This is a genomic window from Streptomyces sp. NPDC042371 (genome assembly GCF_056437465.1).
On record NZ_JBWKAP010000002.1, the window covers coordinates 315,975 to 339,221 of the forward strand.

Annotated in this window: 18 protein-coding genes; 8 read left to right on the top strand and 10 right to left on the bottom strand. The window is 69.6% G+C overall.

Going from position 1 to position 23,247, the window contains the following annotated elements:
* The first annotated feature begins 15 nt into the window (after positions 1 to 15).
* Both AC068B_RS07110 and AC068B_RS07115 read left to right on the top strand, forming a co-directional pair.
* The gene (locus AC068B_RS07110; RefSeq protein WP_478669576.1) at positions 16 to 1,044 is read left to right on the top strand and encodes an ABC transporter ATP-binding protein; all 1,029 of its coding nucleotides are present in this window, start codon (positions 16 to 18) and stop codon (positions 1,042 to 1,044) included.
* Positions 1,045 to 1,070: 26 nt separating this feature from the next.
* On the top strand, positions 1,071 to 2,111 hold the full coding sequence (locus AC068B_RS07115) for an ABC transporter ATP-binding protein (protein ID WP_478669578.1): 1,041 nt from the start codon (positions 1,071 to 1,073) through the stop codon (positions 2,109 to 2,111).
* Between the two features lie 153 nt (positions 2,112 to 2,264).
* Here the strand turns inward: AC068B_RS07115 and AC068B_RS07120 are convergent, their stop codons facing one another.
* The 8 genes from AC068B_RS07120 to AC068B_RS07155 form a co-directional block, all read right to left on the bottom strand.
* Positions 2,265 to 2,789: a GNAT family N-acetyltransferase gene (locus AC068B_RS07120; protein WP_478669579.1), complete on the bottom strand. Its 525-nt coding sequence runs from the start codon at positions 2,787 to 2,789 to the stop codon at positions 2,265 to 2,267.
* Between the two features lie 103 nt (positions 2,790 to 2,892).
* Positions 2,893 to 4,059 carry an ABC transporter ATP-binding protein gene (locus AC068B_RS07125; protein WP_478669580.1) on the bottom strand — a complete coding sequence of 389 codons (1,167 nt, stop codon included), beginning with the start codon at positions 4,057 to 4,059 and terminating at the stop codon, positions 2,893 to 2,895.
* A complete protein-coding gene (locus tag AC068B_RS07130) occupies positions 4,052 to 5,113 on the bottom strand; it encodes an ABC transporter ATP-binding protein (protein ID WP_478669582.1) in 1,062 nt (353 codons plus the stop codon). Before AC068B_RS07130 ends, AC068B_RS07125 begins: the two co-directional genes overlap by 8 nt.
* 12 nt (positions 5,114 to 5,125) lie before the next feature.
* Positions 5,126 to 6,088 carry an ABC transporter permease gene (locus tag AC068B_RS07135; RefSeq protein WP_356250404.1) on the bottom strand — a complete coding sequence of 321 codons (963 nt, stop codon included), beginning with the start codon at positions 6,086 to 6,088 and terminating at the stop codon, positions 5,126 to 5,128.
* Positions 6,081 to 7,010: an ABC transporter permease gene (locus AC068B_RS07140; protein ID WP_356250406.1), complete on the bottom strand. Its 930-nt coding sequence runs from the start codon at positions 7,008 to 7,010 to the stop codon at positions 6,081 to 6,083. The genes AC068B_RS07135 and AC068B_RS07140 overlap by 8 nt, the downstream gene beginning before the upstream one ends.
* Before the next feature lie 81 nt (positions 7,011 to 7,091).
* Positions 7,092 to 8,717, bottom strand: coding sequence for a peptide ABC transporter substrate-binding protein (locus tag AC068B_RS07145; protein WP_356250408.1), 1,626 nt, complete (start codon positions 8,715 to 8,717; stop codon positions 7,092 to 7,094).
* 479 nt (positions 8,718 to 9,196) lie between these two features.
* On the bottom strand, positions 9,197 to 11,104 hold the full coding sequence (gene typA / locus AC068B_RS07150) for a translational GTPase TypA (RefSeq protein ID WP_468556644.1): 1,908 nt from the start codon (positions 11,102 to 11,104) through the stop codon (positions 9,197 to 9,199).
* Positions 11,105 to 11,353: 249 nt separating this feature from the next.
* Positions 11,354 to 13,753, bottom strand: coding sequence for an ABC transporter family substrate-binding protein (locus AC068B_RS07155; protein WP_478669583.1), 2,400 nt, complete (start codon positions 13,751 to 13,753; stop codon positions 11,354 to 11,356).
* 402 nt (positions 13,754 to 14,155) lie between these two features.
* On the opposite strand from AC068B_RS07155, the gene AC068B_RS07160 reads away from it, so the two are divergent.
* The 5 genes from AC068B_RS07160 to AC068B_RS07180 all read left to right on the top strand — a co-directional run bounded on the left by AC068B_RS07160 (position 14,156) and on the right by AC068B_RS07180 (position 19,617).
* Positions 14,156 to 14,470 (top strand): hypothetical protein, encoded by a 315-nt coding sequence (locus tag AC068B_RS07160; protein ID WP_478669585.1) that lies wholly within the window; start codon positions 14,156 to 14,158, stop codon positions 14,468 to 14,470.
* A 135-nt stretch (positions 14,471 to 14,605) separates the two neighbouring features.
* Positions 14,606 to 15,442 carry a hypothetical protein gene (locus tag AC068B_RS07165; protein WP_478669586.1) on the top strand — a complete coding sequence of 279 codons (837 nt, stop codon included), beginning with the start codon at positions 14,606 to 14,608 and terminating at the stop codon, positions 15,440 to 15,442.
* A 16-nt stretch (positions 15,443 to 15,458) separates the two neighbouring features.
* Positions 15,459 to 17,411 carry a fumarate reductase/succinate dehydrogenase flavoprotein subunit gene (locus tag AC068B_RS07170; protein WP_478669587.1) on the top strand — a complete coding sequence of 651 codons (1,953 nt, stop codon included), beginning with the start codon at positions 15,459 to 15,461 and terminating at the stop codon, positions 17,409 to 17,411.
* Entirely contained in the window at positions 17,408 to 18,178 is a 771-nt protein-coding gene (locus AC068B_RS07175) for a succinate dehydrogenase/fumarate reductase iron-sulfur subunit (RefSeq protein WP_478669589.1), read from the top strand. The genes AC068B_RS07170 and AC068B_RS07175 overlap by 4 nt, the downstream gene beginning before the upstream one ends.
* Positions 18,179 to 18,369: 191 nt before the next feature.
* On the top strand, positions 18,370 to 19,617 hold the full coding sequence (locus tag AC068B_RS07180) for an alpha/beta hydrolase family protein (protein WP_478669590.1): 1,248 nt from the start codon (positions 18,370 to 18,372) through the stop codon (positions 19,615 to 19,617).
* Between the two features lie 26 nt (positions 19,618 to 19,643).
* On the opposite strand, the gene AC068B_RS07185 is transcribed toward AC068B_RS07180, so the two are convergent.
* Entirely contained in the window at positions 19,644 to 20,345 is a 702-nt protein-coding gene (locus AC068B_RS07185) for an SMI1/KNR4 family protein (protein ID WP_478669591.1), read from the bottom strand.
* Positions 20,346 to 20,455: 110 nt separating this feature from the next.
* Here AC068B_RS07185 and AC068B_RS07190 point away from each other — a divergent pair, with 110 nt between their 5' ends.
* The gene (locus AC068B_RS07190) at positions 20,456 to 21,634 is read left to right on the top strand and encodes a LacI family DNA-binding transcriptional regulator (RefSeq protein WP_478669593.1); all 1,179 of its coding nucleotides are present in this window, start codon (positions 20,456 to 20,458) and stop codon (positions 21,632 to 21,634) included.
* A 310-nt stretch (positions 21,635 to 21,944) separates the two neighbouring features.
* Here AC068B_RS07190 and AC068B_RS07195 read toward each other — a convergent pair whose 3' ends face one another.
* Entirely contained in the window at positions 21,945 to 22,946 is a 1,002-nt protein-coding gene (locus AC068B_RS07195) for an acetylxylan esterase (protein WP_478669594.1), read from the bottom strand.
* Positions 22,947 to 23,247: the final 301 nt, after the last annotated feature.

The following is a 23,247-nucleotide window of genomic DNA, read 5'->3' on the forward strand; positions in this document are numbered from 1 at the left end:
TCAGGGAGAGATCTGATGAGCACCACCCCCTTCCTGTCCGTACGCGACCTGCGCGTCCACTTCTCCACCGAGGACGGCATGGTCAAGGCCGTCGACGGTCTCGACTTTGAGCTGGAGAAGGGCAAGACCCTCGGCATCGTGGGCGAGTCCGGCTCCGGCAAGTCCGTCACGAACCTCGCGATCCTGGGCCTGCACCACAAGGACAGCACCGCCATCGACGGCGAGATCCTCCTCGACGGCAAGGAGCTGCTCACCGCCACCGAGCGGGAGCTGGAGCAGCTGCGCGGCAACAAGATGGCGATGATCTTCCAGGACGCCCTCGCCTCCCTCTCGCCCTACCACACCATCGGCCGGCAGATCGGCGAGACGTTCCGCAAGCACACCGGTGCCTCCAAGAAGGAGGCCAGGGACCGGTCGATCGAGATGCTGACGAAGGTCGGCATCCCGCAGCCCGACCTGCGCGTGGACGACTACCCGCACCAGTTCTCCGGCGGCATGCGCCAGCGCGCGATGATCGCGATGTCGCTGGTCTGCAACCCGACGCTGCTGATCGCCGACGAGCCGACCACCGCGCTCGACGTGACGGTCCAGGCGCAGATCATGGACCTCCTGAAGGACCTCCAGCAGGAGTTCGGCACGGCGATCATCTTCATCACGCACGACCTGGGCGTGATCGCCGACATCGCGGACGACGTCCTGGTGATGTACGGCGGCCGGTGCGTGGAGCGGGGCACGAAGAAGGAGGTCCTGCGCGCGCCGCAGCACCCCTACACCTGGGGCCTGCTGGGCTCCATGCCCTCGCTCGAGGGCCCCGTGGACGTGCCGCTCTCCCCCATTCCGGGCACCCCGCCGAGCCTCCTCAACCCGCCCTCCGGGTGCCGCTTCCACCCGCGGTGCGCGTTCACCGAGCAGGTCGGGGACGGTCGCTGCGCGGGCGAGCTGCCGCTCCTCGAACTGACCGGGGGCCGGGGCGCGGCCTGCCACCTCACGGCCGACCAGCGCACGGAGTTCTTCGCGGACTTCGCGGGCTCGCGCACCGACTGACGTACAAGAGACGGGAATTCACGACGATGAGCAGTACCACGCCCTCTCCTCTCCTGGACGTCAGCGGGCTGACCAAGCACTTCCCCGTGATGGGCGGGTTCCCGTTCAAGCGGAAGATCGGCGCCGTGCAGGCGGTGGACGGTCTGGACTTCACCGTCGGCGGGGGCGAGAGCCTGGGCCTGGTCGGCGAGTCCGGCTGCGGCAAGTCGACGACGGGCCGCCTGATCACACGCCTCCTGGAGCCGACCGGCGGCAAGATCTCCTACCGCGGCCAGGACATCACGCACGCCTCGCGCAAGGAGCTGGCGCCGGTCCGCTCCGAGATCCAGATGATCTTCCAGGACCCGTACGCCTCGCTGAACCCGCGCCAGACGGTCGGCAAGATCATCTCGGGTCCGATGGAGGTCAACGACATCAACCCGGCGGGCGGCAGGGAGGCCCGGGTCCGCGAGCTCCTGGAGACGGTGGGGCTCAACCCCGAGCACTTCAACCGCTTCCCGCACGAGTTCTCCGGCGGCCAGCGCCAACGCATCGGCGTGGCGCGGGCGTTGGCCCTTGAACCCAAGCTGATCGTCGCGGACGAGCCGGTCTCCGCGCTCGACGTGTCGATCCAGGCGCAGGTGGTCAACCTGCTCCAGCAGCTCCAGAAGGACCTGGGCATCGCGTTCCTCTTCATCGCCCACGACCTCGCCGTCGTACGCCACTTCTCGCAGCGCGTCGCCGTGATGTACCTGGGCCGCATCGTCGAGATCGCCGACCGCGAGAGCCTCTACGGGAACCCGCGCCACCCCTACACCAAGGCGCTCCTGTCGGCGGTCCCCGAGGCGACCCCGGACGACGTGCCGCGCCGCGAGCGCATCCTGCTCAAGGGCGACGTGCCGTCCCCCGTGAACCCGCCCTCGGGCTGCCGCTTCCGCACGCGGTGCTGGAAGGCGACGGACAAGTGCGCGTCGGAGGACCCGCCGCTGGTCCAGATCGACGGCAACGGGGAGGGCCACCTGACGGCGTGCCACTACCCGGAGACGGCCTCGGAGTTGGCGGTCCCCGGGGCCCGCAAGTCGCTGTAGTCCCGCACAGCCCCCGGCCCCGGCCCCGCCCTCCCCCTCTTGACCCGAGCTGGGCGCGGCGCCCGGAGCCGGGACACGCGGAAGGCCCGCACCCTGGGGAGTGCGGGCCTTCCGTCGGGATGCGGACCCGGCGTAGAACGCGTCAGCCGTTTTTCAGAGCCGGGTTCCGGGCGCCGGGTCCGAGGCGAGGCGGGCATGCAGCTCCACGTCGTGGCGCACCCCGTCGTACGAGAGCTTCTGCCGCTGCAGGCCCTCCACGGCGAAACCGGCGGCCAGGGCCACGCGGCACGAGGCGGGGTTGTTCGTGCGGTGGCCCAGTTCCAGGCGGAAGAGGCCCAGTTCATCGAAGGCCCAGCGGGCCAGCGCCGCGCACCCGTAGGCGGCCACGCCCTTGCCCCGCGCGTCCGGAGTCGTCCAGTACGACACCCAGCCGGTGGAGTGGGTCCTGTTCACCGCGCCCACCGCGGCGTTGCCCAGTGCCGTGCCGTTCTCGTCCGACACGGCGAAGGCGTACGCCCTGCCGGTGCCGCGGTCCCGGGCCCTGCGGGTGATCCACCGGGCAGCCGCATCGAGGGAGTCGACCGGCTCGTCGGCCTGACGGGCCATCTCGGGCGCGCCGAAGGCGGCCAGGACGGCCGCGGCGTCCGCCTCCCGCCAGGGGCGCAGGGACAGGCTCATGGCGCCGCCTCCGTGGCCGTGCCCCTGACCGTGACCGTGAGAGAAAAACGCCTGTGCTCCGCGAACCTTTCGTTCGCGGAGCACAGGCACCTGTTCGGAGAGGTCACGCCGCGTGCACGACGTCCTTCTCCTCGGCGAAGTGGCACGCCGACTCATGAGCCGCCGGAGTGTCCTGGCCCTTGAACCGCTCGGGGATCGCGAGCAGCGGGATCTCCTTCGAGCACTTGTCCTCCGCCTTCCAGCACCGGGTGCGGAAGCGGCAGCCCGAGGGCGGGTTCGCCGGGGACGGGACGTCGCCGGAGAGGATGATCCGCTCGCGGCCCTCGCGGGCCTCCGGGTCCGGGACGGGGACGGCGGAGAGCAGCGCCTGGGTGTAGGGGTGCGTCGGGTGCTCGTAGATCTGCTCGTCCGAGCCGATCTCCGCCATCTTCCCGAGGTACATCACGCCCACGCGGTCCGAGATGTGCCGGACGATCGACAGGTCGTGCGCGATGAAGAGGTAGGAGAGGTTGAACTCGTCCTGCAGCTTCGCCATCAGGTTGATGACCTGGGCCTGGACGGAGACGTCCAGGGCCGAGACCGGCTCGTCGCAGATGATGATCTCGGGGTTGAGGGCCAGACCGCGCGCGATGCCGATGCGCTGGCGCTGGCCGCCCGAGAACTGGTGCGGGTAGCGGTTGATGTACTCGGGGTTGAGGCCGACCACGTCCAGGAGGTCCTGGACCTTCTGGCGGCGCGAACCCTTCGGGGCCACCTCGGGGTGGATCTCGAAGGGCTCCCCGATGATGTCGCCGACCGTCATCCGGGGGTTCAGGGACGTGTAGGGGTCCTGGAACACCATCTGGATGTTGCGGCGGACGGCCTTCAGCGCGCGCCCGGACAGCTTGGTGATGTCCTGGCCCTTGTAGAAGACCTCGCCCGCCGTGGCCCGCTCCAGGGTCATCAGGAGCTTGGCGACCGTGGACTTGCCACAGCCGGACTCGCCCACGATGCCCAGCGTCTCGCCCTGGTACAGGTCAAACGAGATGCCGTCGACCGCCTTGACCGCGCCGACCTGCTTCTTGATCAGGATTCCCTGGGTGAGAGGGAAGTGCTTGACCAGGTTGCGGACCTGGAGGATCGGCTCGCCGCGCTCGGCAGGCGCCTCGATCGCCGCGACGGCCTCGTCGGCCGTGGCGGCGTCCACCGTCTCCACCTCGGAGACGTTCGGCGTCGCGTCGGCGGGCTCGTCCGTCTTCGAGAGCTTCGAAGCCTTGATCGGCTCAGCCATGGATCGTCTCCTTCCAGAAGTGGCACGCACTGCCGCGGCCCGACAGCTCCGCGCCGTCCCGCTCGGTGACCGGCACGAGGGCCGGGACCTCCGTGCGGCAGATGTCCTGCGCCTTGGGGCAGCGCGGGTTGAACGCACAACCGCCGGGGATCTTCAGCAGGTTGGGCGGCAGGCCCTTGATCGCGTAGAGCTCCTGGCCCTTCTGGTCCAGGCGCGGGATCGAGTCGAGGAGGCCGCGGGTGTACGGGTGCGCCGGGCGCTTGTACAGCTCGTGCACCGGAGCGGTCTCGACGATCCGGCCCGCGTACATGACCGCGATCTTGTCCGCGACGTCGGCGACGACGCCGAGGTCGTGGGTGATCAGGATCAGGCCCATGTTGTACTCGCGCTGGAGCTCGGCCAGCAGGTCCATGACCTGCGCCTGGACCGTCACGTCGAGCGCCGTGGTGGGCTCGTCCGCGATGATCAGGTCCGGCTCAAGGGCGAGCGCCATCGCGATCATGATGCGCTGGCGCATACCGCCGGAGAACTGGTGCGGGTAGTCGTTCACCCGCTCCTTGGCCGCCGGGATCTTGACCTTGTCCATCAGCTCGATGGCCTTGGCCTTGGCTTCCTTGCGGCCCATGCCCTCGTGCACCCGGAACATCTCGCCGAGCTGGTAGCCCACCGAGAGAACGGGGTTGAGCGAGGACAGCGCGTCCTGGAAGATCATCGCGATCTTGCGGCCGCGGGTCTTCCTGCGCTCCTCGTTGGACATCTTCAGCATGTCCTGGCCGCGGAAGAGGATCTCGCCCTGCGGGATCTTTCCGGGCGGCATGTCGAGGATGCCCATGATCGCCTGGGCGGTCACGGACTTGCCGGAGCCCGACTCACCGAGGACGGCGAGCGTCTCGCCCGCGTCCACGCTGTAGTTGACGCCGTTGACGGCCTTGACCACGCCCTCACGGGTGTGGAATTCGACGTGAAGATCCTTCACGTCCAGGAGACGGCCGCTCTTCTCCTCGCCCGAGCGGGGGGCGGGGACAGAGTCTGTCTTGAGGTCGATGCTGGTCACGTAACGCCTCCCTCAGCGCAGCTTCGGGTCGAGGGCTTCGCGTACGGCGTCACCCATCATGATGAACGCCAGCACCGTGATACTCAGCATTCCTGCCGGGAAGAACAGCGTGTGCGGGTTGTTCCGGATGTCCTGCGTGGCGTCGGAGATGTCGCCGCCCCACGAGATGGCACCGTCACCGAGGCCGAGGCCCAGGTATGACAGCGTCGACTCGGCCACGATGTACGTGCCGAGCGAGATGGTCGCCACGACGATCACCGGAGCGATCGCGTTCGGCAGGATGTGGCGGAAGAGTATCCGCTTCGTCCCTGCGCCGAGCGCACGCGCCGCCATCACGTAGTCGGCGTGCTTGGTCGTGATGACCGCGCCGCGCATCACGCGGGCGATCTGCGTCCAGCCGAGGAAGGCCAGCGCGCCCATGACGACCCACACGGTCCGCTCGGTGAAGGCGTTCAGGACGACCATCGCGCCGAGCAGGAACGGGATGCCGAAGAACACGTCGATGAGACGCGAGATCAGGCTGTCCCAGAACCCGCCGAAGTAGCCCGCGAGCATGCCGCACAGGCCGCCGAAGAGGGTGACGAGCACGGTCACGCCGACGCCGACGAGGATGGAGTTCCCCGCGCCGTGGACGACACGCGCGTAGATGCTGCGGCCCGTCCTGTCGTATCCGAACCAGTCCGCCTGGAAGAAGTGGGTGAGCTCCGGCTTGCCCAGGAAGTGGTTGACCTGGTCGCCGGTGTCGGGGTCCGTCCCGGTGAACAGGCCGGGGAAGGCCGCCACCATGAGCAGGATCAGGATCAGGACCGCGGAGATCACGAAGAGCGGATTGCGCCGCAGCTCGCGCCAGGCGTCGCCCCACAGGCTGCGGGGCTTGCCCGTCGAGGCCGGTGCGGAGACCGCCGAACCCGCCACGACTTCGTCCTGTGCCGCCGCGGTCTCTTCGGTGGTCGAGGTCTTGGTCAGGTCAGGCATAACGGATCCTCGGGTCCAGGACCGCGTAAAGCAGGTCGACGATCAGGCTGGCTGCGAGGTACACGAGCACCAGGACGGTGACGACACCGACGATGACCGCGCCCTCACGGCGGGCCAGCGCCTGGAAGAGCAGGTTGCCGACGCCCGTCACGTTGAAGATGCCCTCGGTGATGACCGCGCCACCCATCAGGGTGCCGACGTCCGTACCGAGGTAAGTGACCACCGGGATCAGCGAGTTGCGCAGCAGGTGCCGGGTGACGATGCGCTGGCGCGGCAGGCCCTTGGCGACCGCGGTGCGCATGTAGTCGGCCTGGCGGTTCTCCGCGATCGAGGTGCGGGTCAGCCGGGCCACATAGGCGAGGCCGACCATTCCGAGCACCAGGGCGGGCACGAGCAGCTGGCCCATGTTCTCGGAGTCCTGGACCGTGGGCGTGATCCAGCCCAGCTCGTTGCCGAAGAACAGCTGGCAGAGCAGGCCGACCACGAAGATCGGGACGGAGATCACCAGAAGGGTGAAGAGCGTGACCGTGTTGTCGACGAAGCGTCCGCGTCGGATGCCCGCGAGGACACCGAGCGTGATGCCGACGACGAGCTCGAACGTCCAGGCCATCGAGGCCAGTCTCATCGAGACCGGGAATGCCTGGGTGATCTCGTCGAGCACCGGCCGGTTGCCGGCGATGGTGTTGCCGAAGTCTCCTTGCAGCAGACCACCCATGTAATGCAGGTACTGCTGCCAGAGCGGCAGATCCAGACCACGGTCGTGCCGGATCTGCGCCACCTGGGTGGGGTCCGGCGGCTTGTCGCCCCACAGCGCCCGTACCGGGTCGCCGGGGAGGACATTGACCATGATGAAGATCAGCAGTGTTGTCCCGATGAAAACCGGGATCATCTGGAGCAGTCGCCGCGCGACGTAACGCCCCATTGGTGCCTCCGTCCAATCCGGAGCCGCCCCAAGCGACGCCCGGTGGTGACCGGGCGTCGCTTGGGGACGGACCTCCGTCGACTACTTCTCGAAGACCTGGATGTCGGACAGGACGGGGTCACCGGCCTGGTCGAACACCACGTTCTTCACGTTCTTGGAGTGCGCGGAGAGCGTCTTGTTGTACCAGAGCGGGATGCCCGGGAAGGTGTTGCGCAGCTCCTCCTCGGCCTTCTGGTACAGCTCGGCGGACTCGTCGATCGTCTTCGCCGCGTCGGCCTTCTTGGTCAGCTCGTCGAACTTCTTGTCCGAGAAGCCGCCCTTGTTGCCGTCGACGCCGGTCCCGTAGAGGTCAGCGAGGAAGTTGCCGTTGAACGGGTAGTCGAGCACCCAGCCCGACCGGTACATCGCCTTGACCTGCTTCTTGTCCCGCACCTCGGTGTCGGCCTGGAAGTCGGTCTTCGGGTCGCCGACGCACTGCACGCCGGTCGACTTGGTGATGCTGTTGCACACCGCCGTGACCCAGCCCTTGTGGGGCTGGTCGGCGTTGTACTGGATGGAGATCTTGTTGCCCGGAACGCCGCCGCCGTCCTTGACGAACTGCTTGGCCTTCTTCGGGTCGAACTTGCAGAACTCGCCACAGGCGCCGGCCTTGTAGCCCTTGACGCCCTTGGCGACCCAGCCGGTGGCCGACTCACGGGTGCCCGCGAAGGTCGTCTTGGCGATGGTGTCGCGGTCGATGCCCATCGACAGACCCTGGATGACCTTGACGTCCAGGTCCTTGAAGGTCTTGCTGTAGAACGCCGGGTTGACCGTGTTGATCGCCGAGAAGTCCTGCTCGATGGCGCGGTCGCCGAAGTCCTGCTTGAAGTTGGCGAGCTCGCTGTCCGGGATCAGCGGCATCGTGTCGACGTTGTCCGAGCGCAGGTCGTTGTACGCGGCCTGCGGCGTCGTGTACGCCTTGAAGTTGATGCCGCCGTTCTTGGGCTTGTCCTCGCCCTTGTAGCCGGACCAGGCGGTGACCTGGATCGACTTCTTGTGGTCCCAGCTCTTGAACTTGTAGGGACCGTTGCCGACCGGGGCCTCGCCGTACTTCTTCGGGTCCTTCAGCGCGGCCGAGGGCATCGGGAAGAAGGGCTTGTAGACCATCTTGTACGCGTAGTACGGAACGCCGCTCTTCAGCGTGATGGTGAAGGTGTTGTCGTCGACGACCTTCAGGCCGGACATGGCCTTCTTCTTGGCCTTGCCCTTCTCCGGGTGGACCTCGTCGTAGCCGACGATGTCGCGGTACCAGGAGCTGTTCTGCTGACCGTTGGCCGGGTCGGCGGCCCAGTTCCAGGCGTCGACGTACGACTTCGCGGTGACGGTCTCACCGTTGTGGAACTTCCAGCCCGGCTTGAGCTTGACGGTCCACACCTTGTTCGCCTTGTCGGGGGTGACCGACTCGGCGTTCTCGTAGGTGATGTTGCCCTGCTTGTCGTAGTACACGAGGCCCGTGAAGAGGGCGTCGATGACGACGCTGCCGTACGCCTCCATGGTGTTCGACGGCTGCAGAGCGTTCTGCGGCTCGCCGTTGGCGTAACTGACGATCCCCTTGGGGTCGACCTTGCCGCTGCCATTGCTGTCGCTGTCGCCGCCGCCACAAGCGGTGGCCGTCAGCGCCACAACACCGGCTATCGCGACCCACTTGGCGCTCTTGGCACCACGCATGGGGTTCCTCCTCATGAGTCCACTTGTTCACTACAAGAGGGGGTACGAGAAACCGCGCCGACACCCCTGACGGCGACGATCGAGTACCCCAGTGTGCTCGTGAGTCGGCGCTCCCCACAGCGCGTGACCCATTGACCCGAGCTATACGCGGTCAACTATTAGCCATGAGGTACCGCCCGACCACACCCTTTTGGTCTCGGTTCAATCACACCTGGCACGTACAACTTCCAAAATCCGGACAAACCGATCCGAGATAGATGGTTGCGAAACGGACGTGTTACACATCTAACGGTCAGTGACGTCCGGATAGCGGACGCTTGGCAGACAAAAACCGGTTGCCGGGAGCCCCTGGCGCAGCAGTGGCCACACGCTACCCGCCAGCAGAAACACAAGAGGCCGACTTCCGCCCAACTCCCTCGGGAGCGGTGGAAATCGGCCTCTCAGGCGGCGGTGTGCCGCCGACCGGCTACCTCAGTGGGTCAGCTGTGCTTGGCGCGGGACGCGGAACGGCCGCGCTCCTTCTGGTCCAGGACGACCTTGCGGATGCGCACGGCCTCCGGGGTCACCTCGACGCACTCGTCGTCGCGGCAGAACTCCAGGGACTGCTCCAGCGACAGCTTGCGCGGCGGCACGATCGCCTCGAAGGAGTCGGCGGAGGCGGAGCGCATGTTGGTGAGCTTCTTCTCCTTGGTGATGTTCACGTCCATGTCGTCGGCGCGCGAGTTCTCGCCGACGATCATGCCCTCGTACACCTCGGTGCCGGGCTCGGTGAACAGCACGCCGCGCTCCTGGAGGTTGGTCATCGCGAAGGCGGTGACGGCGCCGGAGCGGTCGGCGACGAGAGAACCGTTGTTGCGGGTCTTCAGCTCGCCGAACCACGGCTCGTGGCCCTCGTGGATGGAGTGGGCGATGCCCGTGCCGCGCGTCTGCGTCAGGAACTCCGTACGGAAGCCGATGAGGCCGCGGGACGGCACGACGAACTCCAGGCGGACCCAGCCGGAGCCGTGGTTCGACATGTTGTCCATGCGGCCCTTGCGGACGCCCATGAGCTGCGTGACGGCGCCCATGTGCTCCTCGGGCACGTCGATCGTCATGCGCTCGACCGGCTCGTGGGTCTTGCCGTCGACCTGGCGGGTGACCACCTGCGGCTTGCCGATGGTCATCTCGAAGCCCTCGCGGCGCATCTGCTCGACCAGGATGGCCAGCGCCAGCTCACCGCGGCCCTGCACCTCCCAGGCGTCGGGGCGCTCGGTCTCCAGGACGCGCAGCGAGACGTTACCGATCAGCTCGCGCTCCAGGCGGTCCTTGACCTGGCGGGCGGTGACCTTGCGGTCCTTGACCGCGGCCTTGGCGTCCGCGCCCTTGCCGGTGCCACCACGGCCGACCAGCGGCGAGGTGTTCGTACCGATCGTCATGGAGATCGCCGGCTCGTCGACCGTGATGAGCGGCAGCGCGATCGGGTTCTCCGGGTCGGCGAGGGTCTCGCCGATCATGATGTCCGGGATACCGGCGACGGCGCAGATGTCACCGGGGCCCGCCATCTCGGCGGGCTTGCGGGTGAGCGCCTCGGTCATCATCAGCTCGGTGATGCGGACGTTGGCGATCGTGCCGTCGCGCTTGATCCAGGCCACGGTCTGGCCCTTGCGCAGCTCGCCCTGCTCGACGCGGAGCAGCGCGATGCGGCCGAGGAAGTTGTCCGCGTCGAGGTTGGTGACGTGGGCCTGGAGCGGGGCGGCGTCGTCGTACGTCGGCGCCGGGACGCTCTCCAGGATGGTGGTGAAGAACGGCTCCAGGTTGGTGGAGTCCGCAGGGACCGTGCCGTCGTCCGGCTTGGTCAGCGAGGCGATGCCGTCACGGCCGCAGGCGTAGACGATCGGGAACTCGATCTGGTCCTCGTCGGCGTCCAGGTCGAGGAAGAGGTCGTACGTCTCGTTGACGACCTCGTCGATGCGCGAGTCGGGACGGTCCGTCTTGTTGATGCACAGGATGACGGGCAGCCGCTGCTGCAGGGCCTTGCGCAGCACGAAGCGGGTCTGCGGGAGCGGACCCTCGGAGGCGTCGACCAGCAGGACGACCGCGTCCACCATCGACAGACCACGCTCGACCTCGCCACCGAAGTCGGCGTGGCCGGGGGTGTCGATGATGTTGATCGTGATCGGATCCCCGCCGTCCTTGGGGTGATACTTCACCGCCGTGTTCTTGGCGAGGATCGTGATGCCCTTCTCACGCTCCAGGTCGTTCGAGTCCATCATGCGGTCGTCGAGGGACTCGGCGGCGTGCGCGGCGAACGAGCCGGCCTGCTTGAGCATGGCGTCGACGATGGTCGTCTTGCCGTGGTCGACGTGAGCGACGATGGCAACGTTGCGGATGTCGTGGCGCGTGGCCATAGTGCGGCGTACTCCTGGAGTGAGTGGACAGTCGCGCGTACATCTGAGTTACGCGGACCCTGCCGGGCTGGACACGCCACGGCCTCACCCCAGTCTACGTGTCCTTCGCGGAGGCAGCCTCCGCGGGGGCGTCGCAGGGGTGGGGAAAGCCTTGGGAACTCTGGGGAAACAGCAGGTCAATGGGTAAGCACGAGCTTGCCCGCCGGAGGGCCCGGCGGGCAAGAGAGTTGAGCGGAATCTGAGGCGGGGCTATTTCGCGGACGGTTCGCCCGACGGCTTCGCGCCCGGCTTCAGGAAGCCGATGTCCTCGTATCGCGGGGCCTGGAACCCGAACGCCCCGGCGTTCGCCAGGTTCGGACGGGCCGCCGCCAGCTGGGGGCGCTGGTAGAGAGGAATCGATCCTGCCTCGGCCCAGATGCGGGCGTCCGCCTTCTTGACCAGGGAGCGCGACGTGTCCTCGTCCAGTTCACCGACCGCCTGATCGAACAGTTGATCGATGTGGTCCGTGCCCACGCGCGTGTAGTTCTGCTCGACGTTCAGCGAGCCGTCCGCGGCCGGGACCGGCTTGGCGAAGATCGGGCGGGCGTCGGTGGCAGGGAAGGCCGAAGCGGGCCACGAGTAGAGGGCGAGGTCGTACTGGCCGGACGCGATGTGGTCCTTGAAGTAGCTCTCGTCGGCGACCTTCGCCGTCTCCGTGCGGATGCCGATCTTCTGCAGCATCCGGGAGATCCGGTCGGCCACCGCGCGCAGCGACTCCGAGCCGTCTCCGGAAGGCAGCACGAAGCGGAGGGTGAGGGGCTTGCCGTCCTTGGCGAGCGGTCCGGCGGCGGCGCCTGCCTTGGCTCCTTCCGCTCCCTTGGCTCCTTCACCGCCCTTGGCTCCGGCCTCTCCCTTTGGTGCGGCGGTGCCCTTCGGGGCGTACGCACCCGGGGCGCCGCCCTTGGCCGCCTGGTCCCTGGACTGCCCGGCGTGCCTGGCGTGGTCGCCGGGCTCCTTCTTCTTCTCCTTGTCGGCCTCGCGCGCCAGGCCGAGGGCGTCGGCCTGGCGGTTCAGGACGGCGCGCTGGTAGGCGGCCGCGGGGGCCGGGGCGAGCACGCTGGTGCCGTTGTCGCCGGGCTTTTCGTCCTCTTCGCCGACGATGTAGGTGCCGTCGTCCTCGCTGTTGCTGTCGCCGTCTCCGGTGGAGTCGTCGGACTCCTTCGCCTTCTTGGCGTCCTTCTTGTCCTTGGCGTCCTTCGCGTCGGACTCGCCGCCCGCGGTCCCCTTCTCCCCCTTCTTCTCTCCCGCTTCTTCCTTCTTCTCCTTCAGCGCGCCCGGCGTCCACCCGGCGTCCGCGAGGAGCGCCCGCGCCTCGGCCGTGTCCTGCTCGCCGAGGGCCCCGCTGTTGTCCGCGTACGCCTGCTGCCCGGCGAGGGCGAGGTGGCTGCCGACCGGCTCGGCGGGCAGGCCGAGCGGCTTGAGGACGGTCTTGGCGAGCTCCTCGCGGTTCAGCGCGCGGGCCACCGCGCGGCGCACCCGGTCGTCGGCGAGCGGCCCCTCGGAGCCGTTCAGGGCGAGCTGGGTGTACGCGGGCTCCAGGGACTTGCGGACCACGTAGCCGCGCAGCCCGTCCTGCTCGGTCGCGTACCGCTTGACCGCCTTGCGGGACTTGGCGCGCGCCTCGGTCTCCGCGTCGGCGGCCTCCTCGTCGGAGCCGTGCGCGATCGCCCAGGAGCGCAGCGCCCTGCCGGGGGTGAGTGCGGCGCCGGGGCCGTGGGCCAGCGGGTCCTGGCCCCCCTTGTCCCGGGCGGCCAGGGAGATCCGCCCGGCCTCCGCCGAGTCGATCGAGGCGAGGTCGACCCTGCCCTTGGCGAGCGCCTCGGCCCGCTCGTCGCGCCCCACCTCGCGCAGGACGATCTTGTTGAGCTTGGCCGGACTGCCCCACCAGCGCGCGTTGCGCTCCAGCGTCACGTCACCGGCCTTGCGGTCGGCCCCGGCGAGCGCGAAGGGGCCCGCGGTCACCGGCAGCTTGCGGCGCGCGCCGTCGTTGAAGGAGTCGGGCGTGCCCATGACCTGCTTCGGGTACAGCGGCGAGAAGAGGGAGCGCCAGTCCGCGTACGGCTTGGCGAAGGTGACCCGCACCTCCAGGTTGTTCGCGCCGCGCTCGATCTTCGCGATGCGGTCGTAGCCCGCGTTCCGCGCCGTCCAGTACGCGGTGTCCTTGCCCGACAGGGCGCGCCACTGCGCGGCGAAGTCGTCGGCGCCGATCTCCCGGCCGTCGCTCCAGACCGCCTGCTGGTTGAGCTTGTACAGGACGACCTGCTGCGGCTCGCGCTCGACGACCTCGGCCGACTCCAGGAAGTCGGCGTTGCGCTGTGCCCTGCCCTGCGCGTCGAGGCGGAACAGGGACGGCAGGACCGCGCCCGCGACCCGTGCGGTGCCCTCGTCCGCGTCGGACTGGAAGGAGTTGAACGTTTCCGGGAGCGCGTCGACCGCCCAGTTCACCGTCCCCCCGTCGGCGACCAGATCCCGGGCGGCAGGAGCGACGTCCTGGCCCGCGGCCGGGCGGCCCGCCTCGTCGTTCGAGCTGCATCCGGCGAGGGCGGGCAGAGCCAGCACCCCTGTCGCGAGGAACACGACAGATCTGACTCTGGCGCGGTCGTGGGACATGACTGGTACCTCCGGGGTCCGGGGCTCGCCCGGCCGCCCGCTACCAGGACCGGGCCGGGTTTGATCACGTTTGGCGGTATATGGAGCTGATCACATCTATCGCCCCACTGAAGGTGACGGGACAGGCACCGCGGGGGAGGCACGACGCGGGGCGCCCATATCCCACTCGTGCGGCCCAATGGGGCGCCCGGTGCCGCCGGGCGGGGTCGGTCGCCCGCGCCGGGCGGGGTCGGTCGGCACCGGTCGAGGTCGGTCGAGGTCGGCGCGATCGGCGCGTGATCCGGCGCATTCACCGCCCCTGATCCGGCAATCACTGCAGATCCCTTCACAAGCCGGGATGTGACGCGCGACACTCGCAGGCGCATGAGCGTTGCCACCGCACCCCCGAAGTGAGGGCAAGTAATGGCTCTGCACGATGAATTGACAGCTGTTCAACGATGTGTGGACGACCTCGTCCGCACCGTAGGCAGGCTGGAGCAGCAGGCGGGCGACCAGATCGAGGGCGTCGACGTGCGCCGGGTGCGTACGGACACCGACCACCTGCGCGAGAGCGTCGCGCTGCTGCGCGCGGCGGCCCCGCCACCGCCCTCCCGCCCCGAACCGCACCGGCACGACCTCGTGACCATCCCCGATGCGCCGTACGACCGCTCGCTGTGGACGAACACCGGAGATCTCGACGACGAGGGCCTGGGCGGCAGCGACCGCCACGCGCCCTGACCCGCACGCCGTACGTACTCACACACGCACGCACTCATGCACTGACGCACTCACGCACTCACGCACTCACGCACTCACGCACTCACGCACTCACTGAGCTTCTCCCCGATCCGAGGAAGAAGGAGTGGAGCCTCGTTGGCCACCGGCACGGAACCCCAACCGAAGAGCGGACCGGCACCGGGCGGCGGCGTGCGCGACGGCACACGCGCCGCCATCAGCGCTGCCCATCTGCGCACGGACCGCTGGTGGCTCGCGCCCGCGGCGACCACCGCCGGGCTGCTCGCCTTCATCGTCTACTCGACGTGGCGGGCCTTCGCGAACGCGGACTACTACGCCGCGCCCTACGTATCGCCGTTCTACTCGCCGTGCGTCGCCGAGAACTGCGAGCCCATGCGCGGCGGGCCCAACTGGGAGATCTTCGGCAGCTGGTGGGGCCTGTCCCCCTCGGTGCTCATCCTGGTCTTCCCGCTCGGCTTCCGGCTGACCTGCTACTACTACCGCAAGGCCTACTACCGCGGCTTCTGGGCGTCGCCACCGGCCTGCGCGGTCGCCGAGCCGCACAAGAAGTACACGGGCGAGACCCGCTTCCCGCTGATCCTGCAGAACATCCACCGGTACTTCTTCTACGCCGCCGTACCCGTGGCGGGCATCCTCACCTACGACGCCGTCCTCGGCTTCCGGGACGAGAACTACGAGTGGGGCCACATGGGGCTCGGCACGCTCGTCCTGCTCGTCAACGTCACCCTGATCTGGATCTACACGCTCTCCTGCCACTCCTGCCGCCACGTCATCGGCGGCAAGCTCAAGCACTTCTCCAAGCACCCCGTCCGGTACCGCATGTGGCAGTGGACGGGAAAGCTGACCAACCATCACATGCTGCTCGCCTGGACGTCGTTGGCGAGCGTGGCGCTCGCCGACTTCTACGTCTACCTGGTAGCGAGCGGCGTCTTCGACGATCCGCGCTTCTTCTAATGGACGGGACCTTCTGATGTCTCAAGTGGAGCGACAACAGTGGGACGTCGTCGTGGTGGGGGCCGGGGGCGCGGGCCTGCGGGCCGCGATCGAGGCGCGTGAACAGGGCGCCCGCACGGCCGTGATCTGCAAGTCGCTGTTCGGCAAGGCCCATACGGTGATGGCCGAGGGCGGCATCGCCGCCTCCATGGGCAATGTGAACTCCGGCGACAACTGGCAGGTCCACTTCCGCGACACCCTGCGCGGCGGCAAGTTCCTCAACCAGTGGCGCATGGCGGAGCTGCATGCCCGCGAGGCGCCGGACCGCGTGTGGGAACTGGAGACCTGGGGCGCGCTCTTCGACCGCACCCCGGACGGACGGATCTCACAGCGCAACTTCGGCGGCCACGAGTACCCACGGCTCGCGCACGTCGGCGACCGCACCGGCCTGGAGCTGATCCGCACCCTGCAGCAGAAGATCGTCGCGCTGCAGCAGGAGGACTACAAGGAGTTCGGGGACTACGAAGCGCGCCTGAAGGTCTTCCAGGAGTGCACGGTCACCCGCGTCCTGAAGGACGAGGCGCCCGATCAGGACGACGAGGGCGGCCGGGTCGGCGGGGCCTTCTGCTACGACCGGGAGTCGGGCCGCTTCTTCGTGCTCGAAGCGCCCAGCGTCGTCCTTGCGACCGGCGGCATCGGCAAGTCCTTCAAGGTGACGTCGAACTCGTGGGAGTACACGGGCGACGGCCACGCGCTCGCGCTGCTCGCCGGGGCGCCCCTGCTGAACATGGAGTTCGTGCAGTTCCATCCGACGGGCATGGTCTGGCCGCCGTCGGTCAAGGGCATCCTCGTCACCGAGTCCGTGCGCGGCGACGGCGGGGTCCTCAGGAACTCCGAGGGCAAGCGGTTCATGTTCGACTACGTCCCCGACGTCTTCAAGGAGAAGTACGCGCAGTCGGAGGAGGAGGGCGACCGCTGGTACGAGGACCCGGACCACAACCGCCGCCCGCCCGAACTGCTGCCCCGTGACGAGGTCGCGCGCGCCATCAACGCCGAGGTGAAGGCGGGTCGCGGCTCCCCGCACGGCGGCGTCTTCCTCGACGTGTCGACGCGCATGCCCGCCGACGTCATCAAGCGCCGACTGCCCTCCATGTACCACCAGTTCAAGGAGCTCGCGGACGTCGACATCACCGCGGAGGCGATGGAGGTCGGGCCGACCTGCCACTACGTGATGGGCGGCATCGCGGTCGACTCCGACACCGCGGCCACCCGCCGCGTGGCGGGGCTCTACGCCGCGGGCGAGGTCGCGGGCGGCATGCACGGCTCCAACCGGCTCGGCGGCAACTCACTCTCCGACCTGCTGGTCTTCGGACGGCGCGCGGGCCTGCACGCCGCCCGGTACGCCGCGGGGCTCACCGTCCGGCCCGTGCCCGACGAGGTGCAGGTGGACACGGCGGCCGCGGAGGCGCTGCGGCCGTTCAGCGCCGAGGGCCTGGAGGACGGGGCGACGGCCGAGAACCCGTACACCCTCCATCAGGAACTGCAGCAGACCATGAACGACCTGGTCGGCATCATCCGCCGGGAGGCGGAGATGGAGCAGGCCCTGGAGAAGCTCGCCGAGCTGCGGGTGCGGGCGCGGCGGGCCGGAGTCGAGGGCCACCGGCAGTTCAATCCGGGCTGGCACCTCGCCCTCGACCTGCGGAACATGCTCCTGGTCAGCGAGTGCGTCGCGCGGGCCGCCCTGGAGCGCACGGAGAGCCGTGGCGGTCACACCCGCGAGGACCACCCGGCGATGAACCGCGAGTGGCGGCGGGCCAACCTGCTGTGCCAACTCGCCGACCCGACCGGGGGGCTGGCGGCCACCGATCCCGTACGCGGCCAGATCGACCTCGTCCGCGTGTCGACCGAGCCCATCCGCCCGGACCTGCTCGCCCTCTTCGACAAGGAGGAGCTGGTCAAGTACCTGACTGAAGAGGAGCTGTACGAATGAGTTCGTACGACGCGCAATTCAAGGTCTGGCGCGGGGACCTGAGCGGCGGTGACCTGGCGGACTTCAAGATCGAGGTCAACGAGGGCGAGGTCGTCCTCGACATCATCCACCGCCTGCAGGCCACTCAGGCCCCCGACCTCGCGGTGCGCTGGAACTGCAAGGCGGGCAAGTGCGGTTCGTGCTCGGCGGAGATCAACGGCAGGCCCCGGCTGATGTGCATGACGCGGATGTCGGTCTTCGACCGCGACGAGGTCGTCACGGTGACGCCGCTGCGCGCCTTCCCCGTGGTGCGCGACCTGGTGACGGACGTCGGCTTCAACTACACCAAGGCGCGCGAGGTCCCGGCCTTCGTGCCGCCCGCGGACCTCAAGCCCGGCGAGTACCGCATGCAGCAGTCGGACGTGGACCGCCCGCAGGAGTTCCGCAAGTGCATCGAGTGCTTCCTGTGCCAGGACACGTGCCATGTGGTGCGCGACCACGAGGAGAACAAGGGCGCCTTCGCGGGGCCCCGGTTCCTGATGCGCGTCGCCGAGCTGGACATGCACCCGCTGGACGCGGCGTCGGAGTCAGGACTCGACCGGAAACGGACCGCCCAGGACGAGCACGGGCTCGGCTACTGCAACATCACCAAGTGCTGCACGGAGGTGTGCCCGGAGGGCATCAAGATCACGGACAACGCGCTGATTCCCCTCAAGGAACGGGCCGTCGACCGGAAGTACGATCCGCTGGTGTGGCTGGGGAACAAGATTCGGCGGCGGACGGAGTAGGTCGCCCGCCGGGGGCCCGTAGCGGGGCCGCGTGCGGGTCTCTGGGGGACATCCCCCAGGTGGGATTTCCATGATTTCCCCCATGGCGGGGAGGGTCGGGTGACGATCACTCTGGAGGCATGACTTCACGTGCTTCCGAGACCTCGCGTGCTTTCTTGACCTCACGTGCTTCCTTGACCTCACGTGCTTCCTTGACCCGTCGCTCGCTCATCGGGCTCGCGGCCGCGGGGCTGGTGGCGACCACGCTGTCGCTCCCGGCGTCCGCGGCCGGGACTGACGCGGGGGCTGGGGCCGGGGCCTCGCGGGCCCACGCAACCGGCGCCGCGGCCCACCTCCCCGCGCCCACCGGGCCGTACGGCATCGGCACGGTCTCGGCCCGCCTCGTCGACCGGACCCGGCACGATCCGTGGGTGCCCTCGCAGCCGTTCCGCGAGCTGATGGTCAGCGTCTGGTACCCGGCCGCGCCCGGCTCCGGCACCGGACACCCCCGCGCGCGCTACATGGCGCCGGGCGCCGCCGAGCGCTGGGACGCCACATCGCCGCACGGCATCCCCAAGGGCGCCCTCGACTTCGCCGCCACGCGCACACACGCCCGCGAAGGGGCACCCGTGGACACGCGGGGCGGTCGGCGCCCCGTGCTCGTGTACGCGGCGGGCGCGGGCGACCCGCGCACCTGGGGCACCTCACTGGTCGAGGAGATGGCGAGCCGTGGCTACGTCGTCGTGACGGTCGACCACACCTACGAAAACCCGGGAGTGCAGTTCCCCGACGGCTCGGTCAAGGACGACGGACCGCTGCGGAAGGCGCTGGAGGAGGCGCAGCAGAACGGCACGATGACGGAGCTGCTCAAGAAGACCCTCGACGTCCGGGTCGCCGACTCCAAGTTCGTCCTGGACAGCCTCGGTTCGCTGCCGCACGGCCTGTCCCGGGTCGTCGACCGTCGGCGCGTGGGCATGTTCGGCCAGTCGGCGGGCGGGATCGCCGCGGCCGAGACGATGTACGAGGACCGCAGGGTCAGGGCGGGCGTCGACCTGGACGGCACGCTGGAGTTCAACCCCGAGCCCAACGGCACGAACCTGATGCCGGTCGCGGAGCACGGCCTCGACCGCCCGTTCCTCCTGATGGGCCGCGAGGGCAGCGACCGCACGACCGAGCTGTCGTGGCGGTCGTTCTGGTCCCACAGCACCGGCTGGAAGCGGAACCTCACGCTGCGGGGCTCACTGCACCAGGCGTACACGGACCTGCCCGCGCTCCTCCCCCAGGCCGGAGTGGACCGGAAGGTGATCGAGGAGAACGTAGGGACGGTCGACCCGGCACGCGCGGTGGCGGCTCAGCGGGCGTACGTGGCGTCGTTCTTCGACCACTGGCTGAAGGGTGCGGACGACGGCCTGCTCGACGCGCCGTCCGGGCGGTATCCGGAGGTGGAGTTCGCGGGGTGAGGACCGGGCCCGCTCCCCCGCGGGCGCTAGCTGCCCGTGCGGTGCTCGGGCTCCTGCCACGCCAGCCGTTCCGCGCGGGTCAGCCAGTGGAGGTACCACTCGGCGAAGGTGACCCGGTCCGTGCTGCCGTAGAACTCGAACGGGATCACGCCCTCCCCCACCGCGCGGACGTCCTGCCACATCGTGCCGCGTTCGGGGCCGGTCAGGGCCAGCAACGTGTAGTAGGCGCAGCCCTGTTCACTCACGTAGAGCGCGCCTTCGGTCAGTGCGTCGAGGAGCTCGTCGTCGCGCTTGTCCCAGGCTGCGTAGGCGGCGCGGAACCGCTCCCCGTCCTCGTCCGAGTCACCGTAGGCCGCCCGCCGGGGCTCCGCCGCCTGGTGCTCCTCCCACTCGGCCGTGCGCTCGGGGCGGAACGGGAGGGGGCGGTCGGGCGGGGTGGTGGCCGTTGCGGGGGCGGACGCCGACTCGGACTCGGACTCAGGCTCGGACACCGGCTCGGGCTCGGGCGGCTTGACGGTGAACACGCCGTAGTCCGGGCCCGCGCCCCCGGCCCCGACCTCCTTGAGGAAGCTGCGGTACTCCGCAGGGAACGTCACCCCGCGCCGCCGCTCCACCGCGTCGACCTGCTCCTCGGTCAGGACAGGACACAGCTCGAAGCGGTGGCCGTACTCCCTGAAGTACGCGCCGAACACCGCCCGCCGGTTCGGCGCGTCCCGGAGCGCGAGCACGCGCGCTCTCACACCTGTCCAGACCCCGCCCACCTGCGCCCCTCCCCGTTCGGGCCGCCTCAGCGGAGGGACCCGGCCTTGCTCACGGTCACCGTACGCGCCTAGTGTGAATGCGCTTTCAAAGGTCCAGAGAATCAGGCGGTCGGGTGAGCACAACTCCCACGGTGTACGACGTCGCCGAGCGGTCGGGCGTCTCCATCGCGACGGTGTCGCGCGTGTACCGCAACCCGGACTCGGTCCGCGAGAAGACCCGTGAGCGGGTCCTCACCGCGGCCCGCGAGCTCGGCTACGTGCCCAGCGGAAACGCCCGCGGGCTCGCCAGCCGCTCCACCGGAGTGCTCGGGCTCTGCTTCCCCGACTACTCGGACCCGGACACCGAGACCGAGGCCGCCGACACCGACGACGACCACGCCTTCATGCTCTACTCCGACCAGATCATCCGCGGCATGGAGCGGGCCGCGCGTCGGCACGGGTACGCCCTGCTGATCGCCGCCTCGCTCAAGGGCGGCCCGGAGAGCCTGGTCGCGAAGGTCGCCGGGCGCGTCGACGGGTTCGCCGTGCTCGCGAGGACGGTGCCGACGGAGGACCTCGACGTCATCTCGCGGCGGCTGCCCGTCGTCATGCTCGCCGGGCCCCGCGAGTCCGATCATCTGGACCACCTCGACCACATCGAGGTCGCCAACGAGGACGGCCAGCGCGAGCTGACCCGGCATCTGATCGAGGACCACGGGCTGCGGCGGCTCGTCTTCGTCGGCGGCGAGGAGCGCGCGCCGGACGCGCAGGCGCGGTTCCGCGGGTATCAGGAGGCGTGCCGGGCGGCCGGGCTTCCCGCGCGCGACGAGCCCGATCTGCGGGCCGAGATGATGACGCAGGCGGAGGGGGCGCGGGCCGCCGACGCGTTGCTCGACCGGGCCGGACCCGACGGCAGCGCGTCGGCGCCGCTCCAGGCCATGCTCTTCGCCAACGACCAGATGGCCATCGGGGCGCTCCACGCACTGGAGCGGCGCGGGGTGCGGGTGCCGCAGGACGTGGCCGTCACCGGGTTCGACGGGATTCCGCTCGGGCGCCTGGTGCGGCCCGCGCTGACCACCGTGCGGCAGCCGATGCGGCAGCTGGGCAAGGAGGCGGTCGAACTGCTCGTGCGGCGGCTCGGCGAGGAGCGGGACCGGGAGCCGGTCGACCTGATGCTGCCGGTGAGCGTGGTGCGACGAGCCAGTTGCGGCTGCCCCGGAGCCCCGGGAGCCCCCGCGCACGGCGACAGCTCGGAGCCCGCTTCCGCCATCGAGTGAGCATCGACGGCGAGCGCGGTGCGACGAGCCAGTTGCGGCTGCCCCGGAGCCCCGGGAGCCCCCGCGCACAGCGACCGGTAAAAGGGCCCGCCTCCGCCATCGAGTGAGCATCGACGCTGAGCGCGGTGCGGCGGGCCAGTTGCGGCTGCACCGGAGCCCCGGGAGCCCCCGCGCACAGCGACCGGTAAAAGGGCCCGCCTCCGTCAGCGAGTGAGCATCGACGCTGAGCGCGGTGCGGCGGGCCAGTTGCGGCTGCACCGGAGCCCCGGGAGCCCCCGCGCACGGCGACCGGTAAAAGGGCCCGCCTCCGTCAGCGAGTGAGCGTCGCCCCGAAGAACGCCTCGCGCGCCTTCCGCAGGGCCTCCGTCTCCGCGGGCGTCCCCGCGTGCTCGAAGTGCCCCGCCTGCAGTACGTGGAGTTCGAGCGGGCCCGCCAGGGCGTTGTGCACCGCGAACTGGCCCGGCGGCGGGACCGCGGGATCGAAGAGCGCGGGCGCGGTGAGGGTCGGCACGCGCAGGTGCGTCGCCGCCGTCGCCGCGTCGAAGTAGCGCAGCACGTCGGTGACTTCGGGGTGCTGCCGGTGGTACGCGCGCACCGACTCCCCGCTGCCGGTGCACGGAAGCGTCAGGCGCAGGGGGTGGTTGCCGAAGGTGGGGACCGTCAGCTGGGCCGCGGCGAAGCGGTCGTCCCAGGGGAGGGCGAGGGCGCCGAGGCCGCCGCCGAAGCTCTCGCCCAGGTAGCCGAGGCGGGGCCGCGTCCCGGGGCCGCCGTTCAGCTCCGGCACCAGTTCGAGCAGCGCCGACGCAGCGCACCAGAGGTCGGCCACGCACTCGGCGAGCACGTAGGTGTCGCGGGACCCGATGCCGTGCAGGACGTGGGCGTCGGCCTCCGCGGGGATGCCGGGGTGGCGGCCGCGGATCTCCATGCCGCGCACGCAGGGCAGGAGCGCGGCGGAGCGGGGCAGCGGGAGCGGGACATCGGGGCCGGGTTCGTGGCGGCCCCCGTAACCGTGGCCCACGACGAAGCCGTGCTCCACGCCGCCGGGCGAGCCTTCCGCGGGCAGGACCAGCCAGCCCCCGAGCCGTACCCCGCCCACCGAGGTGTACGTGACGCCGTGCACCCGTACCCCGTCGCGCTCCTCTTCCAGGGGGCCGACGACGGGAGCGGTCGCGGTCGCACGGGCGGCCTCGTACCTGGCCCGCCAGAAGTCGGCGAAACCGGCCGGGGCGGGCGGCGCGGGGACCGCGAGGAGGTCGTCGAGGGAGTGGCCGTGCGACGGGTCGAACCCGAAACCGTGCGTGAACGCGGACATGCCGCGACCCTAACCAGCGCCACCCCACCAAGCGGAGCCCCTCACCCTTCGACCGAAGAGAGCTCCACCCCCCTTCGACCGAAGAGAGCCCCTCCCCCCTCGGCCGAAGAGAGCCGCTCGCCCTCCCATGCCACCCCCCGGCAACTGGTCTGCCGACCATGAGGCGGCCGCCACATTCACTTTCAGGATGCAAATATTCCGCTTAGTTTGCTCATGTCGGGCAAAGGACCCGGCATCCCCGCGCACGCCCCATGTCGCCCCCGTTACGCGAGTGTGACCAAGACCCTCTTGCGGTCGTCCG